Origin of the sequence: Nostoc flagelliforme FACHB-838 (genome assembly GCF_014698065.1) — a bacterium.
In the GTDB taxonomy this organism is placed as follows: Bacteria; Cyanobacteriota; Cyanobacteriia; order Cyanobacteriales; family Nostocaceae; genus Nostoc; species Nostoc flagelliforme_B.
This window is the reverse complement of the sequence record NZ_JACJSI010000338.1, coordinates 1-6,452: the sequence shown is the minus strand read 5'-3', so window position 1 is coordinate 6,452 and position 6,452 is coordinate 1. Positions and strand designations below refer to the sequence as shown.

The following is a 6,452-nucleotide window of genomic DNA, read 5'->3' as shown; positions in this document are numbered from 1 at the left end:
TTCAAAAACAGATTCTTTTATTAATGAAAATGCCTGAGTCCCTTTATCAGCTAAATTCCAAGCTGTGCAAGACATAATTACTTCTCACTCCTCCAAAATGAGCGAACCTACAGTAAATAAGCTGCGATCGCCTGATAAAATTCAAACCAATTGGGAGTCAGATAAGATGTAATTTGCAATTTTTTATATATGGTCATTTTTGTTCTACAACAGTTTCATGTTGAATCAATCGACTTATTTCTTTTCCAAATATATAATGTATATATAAAAATCCGAGACTAGCAAAGGTCAACAACATAATACCCAAAACTGTTGTGTATGCTTTAGTGTGCCACCATAGCTGCTTTAACAAATCTGTACCAAGTAGTAATATCTTCCGCAAGAAATAATCATTTACTTTTTTAGCGTCTTGGATATTGATGTGTTGAGCTAATGCCATTTCGATTTCTGCCTTCAAACCAAGTAAAGAACGGTAAAACGATAGCCCTTATGTAGATTATAATATATATTATCTAAGTTGGTCAAAAAATCTGAATAATTAACGTTAATAATCTTTGAGATAAAATTCATATATTCTCAATCAATAAAACTTAAATCGTCATAAAGTACAAAACCCCGGTTTCTTGAATAAACCGGAGTTATTTTATGCCAACTTATTTTTTCAACTAAATGGTATTTTTCCTCAAAATGGACGGCTACCCGCTAAACTTATCCGTTTCATCACCCGGCGTTGATTGGGATCAAATGCTTGGCGGTAATGCAAAGTTGCTTGATTATCCCAATAGACAATATCGCCTACAGACCATTTATGTTGATAATAAAATCGAGGTTGATGTAAATGCGATCGCAGCTGTTCAATTAATTCAGATCCTTCTTGCGGATCTAGTCCGACAACTTCCACTTCTGTAGCGTAGTCTAGATATAAAATCTTCTTACCACTTTCTGGATATGTCCGTACTAGTGGGTGAGGAAATACAGGACTAATTAGGGGAATACTCTTGTCTAGACGGTATTTAGAACGAGGTATATTTGGTTTATTTAAAAACGGATTGTATGTAATTAACTGCAAATCTGCAATCCGATGCTTTGTAAACTCATCCAGAGTTTCATAAGCCAAATTCAGATTTAACCAGTAAGTATCTCCACCTTCATTGGGTACTTCCAAAGCATAGAGTAAAGAACCACTAGAAGGATAAGGAGTCCACTTATGATCAGAATGAAAAGTTAGTTCACCAGTTCCAGTATAGCCACCATCAACATTAGAAACGGGAATTATTACGGGTGTGACTCCTGGCTGAGAAGCAAGAACTGGGATATCATCTGGCGGGACAAATAGAGAACCAAAATGAAAAGCAAAGTTTAAGAATTGCTCATCAGTAAGATTTTGATTTTTGAAGATGAGAATGTGGCGTTCTCTTAATTCCTGCTTCAATCTTAAGATAACTTCAGGTTCAATCGTTTGACTAGCATCAAATCCAGTCACTACAGATCCTAAAGGTGCATCAAAAGCAGTAATTTCAAAGTTAGTTAGGGTGAGTGTAGACATAATTATCTTTCAAAATTGATTGCAAACTTTCCAAATATTATTTTTTAGCCAGAACTTCTTGGGGAGTGATTTCAGCGTATTGTTCTGGAGTTAAAAAACCATCTCTGACATTTACTTGTTTAGGTATTAGTCCCAAGCTGTACCATTTATCTGCAACTTGTTGTTGTTTATTAATAATTTTTTCGGTAATTGGTATCAGCGTAAAATCATACTTTTTGTGCATAATCTCTAATGTTGGTGGATCAAGTTGAGTTATTCCAGAGAGCAATTGGGAAAGTTCTTTAGGATTATTTTTAGACCAATTTTGGGCTTTCTGCACTTCTTCTAGAAAGACTTTGATGACTTCTCGATTTTCTTGATAGAATTTGCGGTTTGTGGATATAAAGTTGTTAGTATCTCGCAAGCCGTTACCACCATCAGTTAAAACCCGTGCCGTGTTATTTTGGACATTTCTTGTAACAAATGGTTCCCAAATAAACCAAGCGTCTACTTTACCTTGACTAAATGCCACATTAGCATCTGGAGGCGCTAGACCGATTGATTCTATATCACTAAGCTTTAAACCTTCTTTTTCTAAGGCTCGAAGTATAAGATAATGGCCAATTGATGCTTTTTGAAAAGCTACTTTTTTTCCTTTTAAATCTTTGACACTTTGAATAGGAGAATTTTTAGGAACTAACAGTGAAACTGATTGACCATCAGAAGAATTAGCCGCTAGATATACAAGAGGTGCGCCGGCTGCTTGAGAGAAAACAGGAGGAGATTCGGCTGTAGAGGCAATATCAAGTGCGCCTGCATTTAAAGCTTCTAATTGTTGTGGCCCGGCAGCAAATTCTGGCCACTCTACCCTATATCCTAAAGGTTTTAATCGTTCTGCTAGAATACCTTTTTCTTCTAAGACGGCTAGGGCAGTTAGTTGTTTAGAGCGGACAATTCTAATTACTTTATTGGCACTAGTATTACTACTAGCTACATTAGAAGCCGATGAAGCTGATTGTTGCTGAGAATTATTTGGTGAATTACTGCAACTAAATACTGTGGTAAGTACTAAACTGTAACCAAAAGCAAATAAGGCGTGACGACGAGTGATGTGTCGGTTTTTCCAGAATGCAATTTGTTTTCTGAAATTTTTCATGAATTAATTCACCTCTAATTATCTCTGCGCTTCTGCGCCTATTTTTTGCTACGTAACGCTAACGCCTAACGGCGAATGTATGAGATTTGGTCTTTTGACCTAACTACATCCGCAATTGAAAAAAAGGAATTAAGGTGGTTTTACCCACCTTAAGCAACCGATTTGAGGTCTACTGTGGCGGAAACTTTAGGAATATTGCGTGACTAGGGGTAATTCTTCATTCAGTACCCAATTGCCAATATCGCGCAACTTATAATCTACAGGGTCATGAAGCGTAAAAGTACGTAAATCTCGCCAGTAACGGTCAAAGCCGTATTTACTACCCGTAGAACGAGTTCCCATAACTTCAAAAATACCTGTGGTGAGATTCAAGGCAACGCGAGTAGCAAAAGCCTTGGCTGCAAAAACCGAAACTGCTACTTCTCCCCTTTCTTTAAAAGTCAGGTTAACTTCTTTGTCCCATGCTTGTTGTACTTGGCTAGCAGCTTTGTCAGCTAAACTAATTGCTGCTTGCAGTTCTGCCCACAAGTTTCCATAGTGATTCAAAATATAGGGGTCTTGAGTAGCACTATCGACACCAGACGTAATCCAAGGTTTGGTTTGAGTAACAGTGTATTGTTTTGCAGCCGCCAATGCTCCTTCAGCAATTTCCAAGTAAACATAAGTTTTCGTCAATTGGGCGATGATTCCCAAAAATGTACTAAAAGCACCATCAGGAGGATGAGGATATCCCAAAATTTCATCTGTTTTTACCAAAACATCGTAAAAAGTGAATGTATCGCTATCTGTGCGCCTTTGCCCAATATTGTCCCAGTCTTGATTAGAAGCGACACCAGCCCTATCTTTGGGAATTATGAATACTAACGGTAGTTCTACATTATCTTGAATGGCAGCGAAAACGCGGAAATCTGCAATGGCGACACCTGTACCAAAACTTTTGACCCCATGAACACGAAAATTTTCACCTTCTGCGGTAATTTTCAGCCTTGTATCTCTAGTGTTAATGGCACTAGCCCAAAATAAATTTTTCTGGGCAGTTTCCCGATAATATCTTTCCTTTTGCTCTGGTGTTCCTGAAACATGAGCCAAAGCAGTTAAATTCAGATGGTTGCCATACAACTCTCCAATTGAACCGTCTGCCTTCGAGAGTTCTTGGACTATTTTTAAAGCTTCTGCCCAAGTCGCACCAATACCACCATACTCTTTTGGTACAACCAAAGGTAGTAAACCAGTTTCTCGCAACCGTTGGATTTCTATATCTGGCAGCCCTGCCTTGTTATCTCTTTCCACTGCGGTGGCTGCCAATTCCGTAGATAAAGAAGTAGCAACATTAATCCAATGTTTGGATTCTTGTTTAATTAATAGTTGCACCATTATCTATTTTCTCCTTGTGGTGAGTATGGATGAGGAAATGGGAATTGGAGAAGTTAGGATTCAGTTGCGACACGAGGAGGTATAGTTCGCCCAATTCCCAAGATTTAATCCTTGACATTGCTGATTGAAAATATGAGCTAGTCTCGCGCAGAGAGTAAGAGCTTAAATCAGTGATTTTTCAGTCAGCTGGGCAACAATCTTTTTGAATTAACACTGCTTCTCCTTTAGTTCTGTTGAGTCTACTTAATCTTAAATCCTTACTGAGCAAGCACTTTTACAAAAAAACTATCCTGATAATGGCAAGATTAGTCTCAATTAACTACTGTAAGTCGGTAGATATGTAGTAGTTTGATGCTAATATAGCAGTTTTGCATGGTTGCTTGTAAAAGGCAAGTACATTTTGTAAAAAAATTCGGCGTTGCTGAGTGTAAATATGAATTTGGCTCATCTAGAGGCGCAGTGGGCAGTTCGTTGGGTGGCTGTGCCCACTTGATGATCGCGTTATACCTAAATTCATAATTTCCCCAGTATCTTTAGTTTTTAGCCGCTCAAAATCTTTTTGGGCGGCTAAAACTTAGGGAAAGATACAATTCTTTTGACTACCAAAAAGTAGTACTAGGCAGCAACAGGAGTAGCAAATCTAGCATATCGCTCTATGTAGAATTCCTTGCTGTTGGCGATCGCCACCACAGAATCACGTTGTTTTAAAGCCTTTTTCCATTGACGTAGACGAGTAAATTCCTCTGGTAGCCCAAAGCCTCGGTAGTGCTTCAGTGCAGGTAAACGCTCAAACCAGGGGTAAAAAGTAAAATCAACCAAACTAATAGATTCACCAAACCAGTAAGGCCCTTCTCCTGATAACTTCCCAAAAGCCTCTTTTTCAATAAACTCCAGATGTTTATATAGTTCTTGTTTAGCTGCTTCTTGCTGTTGAACATCAGGACTACGCAAGAGAGTAGAAAAAGCTGGAACAAATGGAGTATTAGCAAAATCAATCCAGATTCGAGCTTGTGCTTTAGCAATGGGGCTGCTAGGCAAAAGCGGTGGATTTGGAAATACCTCATTGAGATATTCGTTAATTACCGCCGATTCCCAGACTCTATTCTCACCATGTACAAGTGCTGGCACTTTTCCATAAGGAGAAATATCTGTAAATCCCTCCGGCTTGTTCTGCAAATTAATCTCAATCAAGTCAAATTCGATGCCTTTTTCTTGCAATACCAAACGCGAACGGTGAGCATAAGGGCAAACAACCGCACTATATATCTTGATTTCAGCCATGTTGATTATTCCTCTATGAATAGGATTGGTTTATTAGCTTTGGCAATTAGTTCAATCCAAAATCCAAAATCTAAAATTGAACTAGAGCCAAGGCACTTCTTCAGGCGCATAACGCAAAGCGCGGAAGACTGAATTTTGCTCCCCACTCGCTACTGCTGACTTCTCACCAAGATTCCGAACAGCAAAGTGAGGATTGACATATTCCCAAACAATCTCTCCTGTAACTGTCACCTCAAATATGCGACCGAAAGCACCTTCTGTAATTAAAGTGTTGCCATTCGCTAGACGCTGTGCGCCTGATATATAAGAACTGAAGAAATTTTGAGGTGGGTTGTCACTGTATTGCCAAACTATTTCTTTCGTTTGACGGTTGACTTCAATCACACGAGAGAAATTCAGGGCAGTGTGACGACGATGTGCGCCATTATCAAAAATTAGGATGTTGCCGTTAGCTAATTCGTTAGGAAAGTGTTGCTGTGCTAATACGTCATCTCCAAGTGTCCAGATAATCTCTCCTGTGTTGCGATCGATAATTACAACGGTAGAGATGTTGCGGAAGCTAACGATAATATTGCCGTCAGCGAGTTCGCCTACAGTATTACCATGAGTCCATTCATGTCGTTGATCTTGGGGAGTGATAGTAAAAATATCTGGATCTAAGTGTTCGTGGGCGTGCCAAGTCCAAACAATCTCACCCCCAGGAGTAACCTCATAAAGTACATCAGCATAGATATCACCGTCTGCTTCTGTTCCTGCTACACCGCCTTTGATACGGGGAATCAAAGACTGAGGTATCTTTTCAATAGCTAATAAAATCGTGTTCCCGTTGCGTAGTCTGCGCCCGTCGTGATGATGATCTGGATGTTTATATTCCCAAATAATATTTCCCTTGGGATCTGCTTCTAAGACAACGCCGCCTTTAAAGGCAGCCCACAAAGGAAAATGTGGCGGAATATCTAGTGTCTTACCATTATAAAAAAGGTTGCCATTGGGTAAAAGATAACGGTCGGTTCGCTCATTTCACAAACAGAATAGCCAAATAACAGCCTGAAAGTGTAGTCTGCAAAGGTGTTCACTAATAATTGAGGCGGCTAGATAACAGTTGCAAAACACTAC

Annotated in this window: 6 protein-coding genes; all 6 read right to left on the bottom strand. The window is 39.2% G+C overall.

Features of this window, described 5'->3' with window-relative positions; genetic code table 11:
* Window positions 1–193 precede the first annotated feature (193 nt).
* The 6 genes from H6G97_RS42920 to H6G97_RS42895 all read right to left on the bottom strand — a co-directional run bounded on the left by H6G97_RS42920 (window position 194) and on the right by H6G97_RS42895 (window position 6,272).
* Entirely contained in the window at window positions 194–439 is a 246-nt protein-coding gene (locus tag H6G97_RS42920) for a hypothetical protein (RefSeq protein WP_190946633.1), read from the bottom strand.
* A 243-nt stretch (window positions 440–682) separates the two neighbouring features.
* Window positions 683–1,546 carry a TauD/TfdA dioxygenase family protein gene (locus H6G97_RS42915; protein ID WP_190946632.1) on the bottom strand — a complete coding sequence of 288 codons (864 nt, stop codon included), beginning with the start codon at window positions 1,544–1,546 and terminating at the stop codon, window positions 683–685.
* A 37-nt stretch (window positions 1,547–1,583) separates the two neighbouring features.
* Window positions 1,584–2,681, bottom strand: a complete 1,098-nt coding sequence (locus H6G97_RS42910) for an aliphatic sulfonate ABC transporter substrate-binding protein (RefSeq protein ID WP_190946631.1) — start codon at window positions 2,679–2,681, stop codon at window positions 1,584–1,586.
* A 186-nt stretch (window positions 2,682–2,867) separates the two neighbouring features.
* Window positions 2,868–4,055 carry an acyl-CoA dehydrogenase family protein gene (locus tag H6G97_RS42905; protein ID WP_190946630.1) on the bottom strand — a complete coding sequence of 396 codons (1,188 nt, stop codon included), beginning with the start codon at window positions 4,053–4,055 and terminating at the stop codon, window positions 2,868–2,870.
* 615 nt (window positions 4,056–4,670) lie between these two features.
* The gene (locus H6G97_RS42900; RefSeq protein WP_190946629.1) at window positions 4,671–5,336 is read right to left on the bottom strand and encodes a glutathione S-transferase family protein; all 666 of its coding nucleotides are present in this window, start codon (window positions 5,334–5,336) and stop codon (window positions 4,671–4,673) included.
* 81 nt (window positions 5,337–5,417) lie between these two features.
* Window positions 5,418–6,272, bottom strand: coding sequence for an aryl-sulfate sulfotransferase (locus H6G97_RS42895; RefSeq protein ID WP_242055985.1), 855 nt, complete (start codon window positions 6,270–6,272; stop codon window positions 5,418–5,420).
* Between the last annotated feature and the right edge of the window lie 180 nt (window positions 6,273–6,452).

Excerpts from the sequence above, each read along its gene's own strand:
- H6G97_RS42920 (WP_190946633.1), bottom strand. The coding sequence starts at position 439 with ATGGCATTAGCTCAACACATCAATATCCAAGACGCTAAAAAAGTAAAT.
- H6G97_RS42905 (WP_190946630.1), bottom strand. The coding sequence starts at position 4,055 with ATGGTGCAACTATTAATTAAACAAGAATCCAAACATTGGATTAATGTT.
- H6G97_RS42900 (WP_190946629.1), bottom strand. The coding sequence starts at position 5,336 with ATGGCTGAAATCAAGATATATAGTGCGGTTGTTTGCCCTTATGCTCAC.
- H6G97_RS42915 (WP_190946632.1), bottom strand. The coding sequence starts at position 1,546 with ATGTCTACACTCACCCTAACTAACTTTGAAATTACTGCTTTTGATGCA.
- H6G97_RS42910 (WP_190946631.1), bottom strand. The coding sequence starts at position 2,681 with ATGAAAAATTTCAGAAAACAAATTGCATTCTGGAAAAACCGACACATC.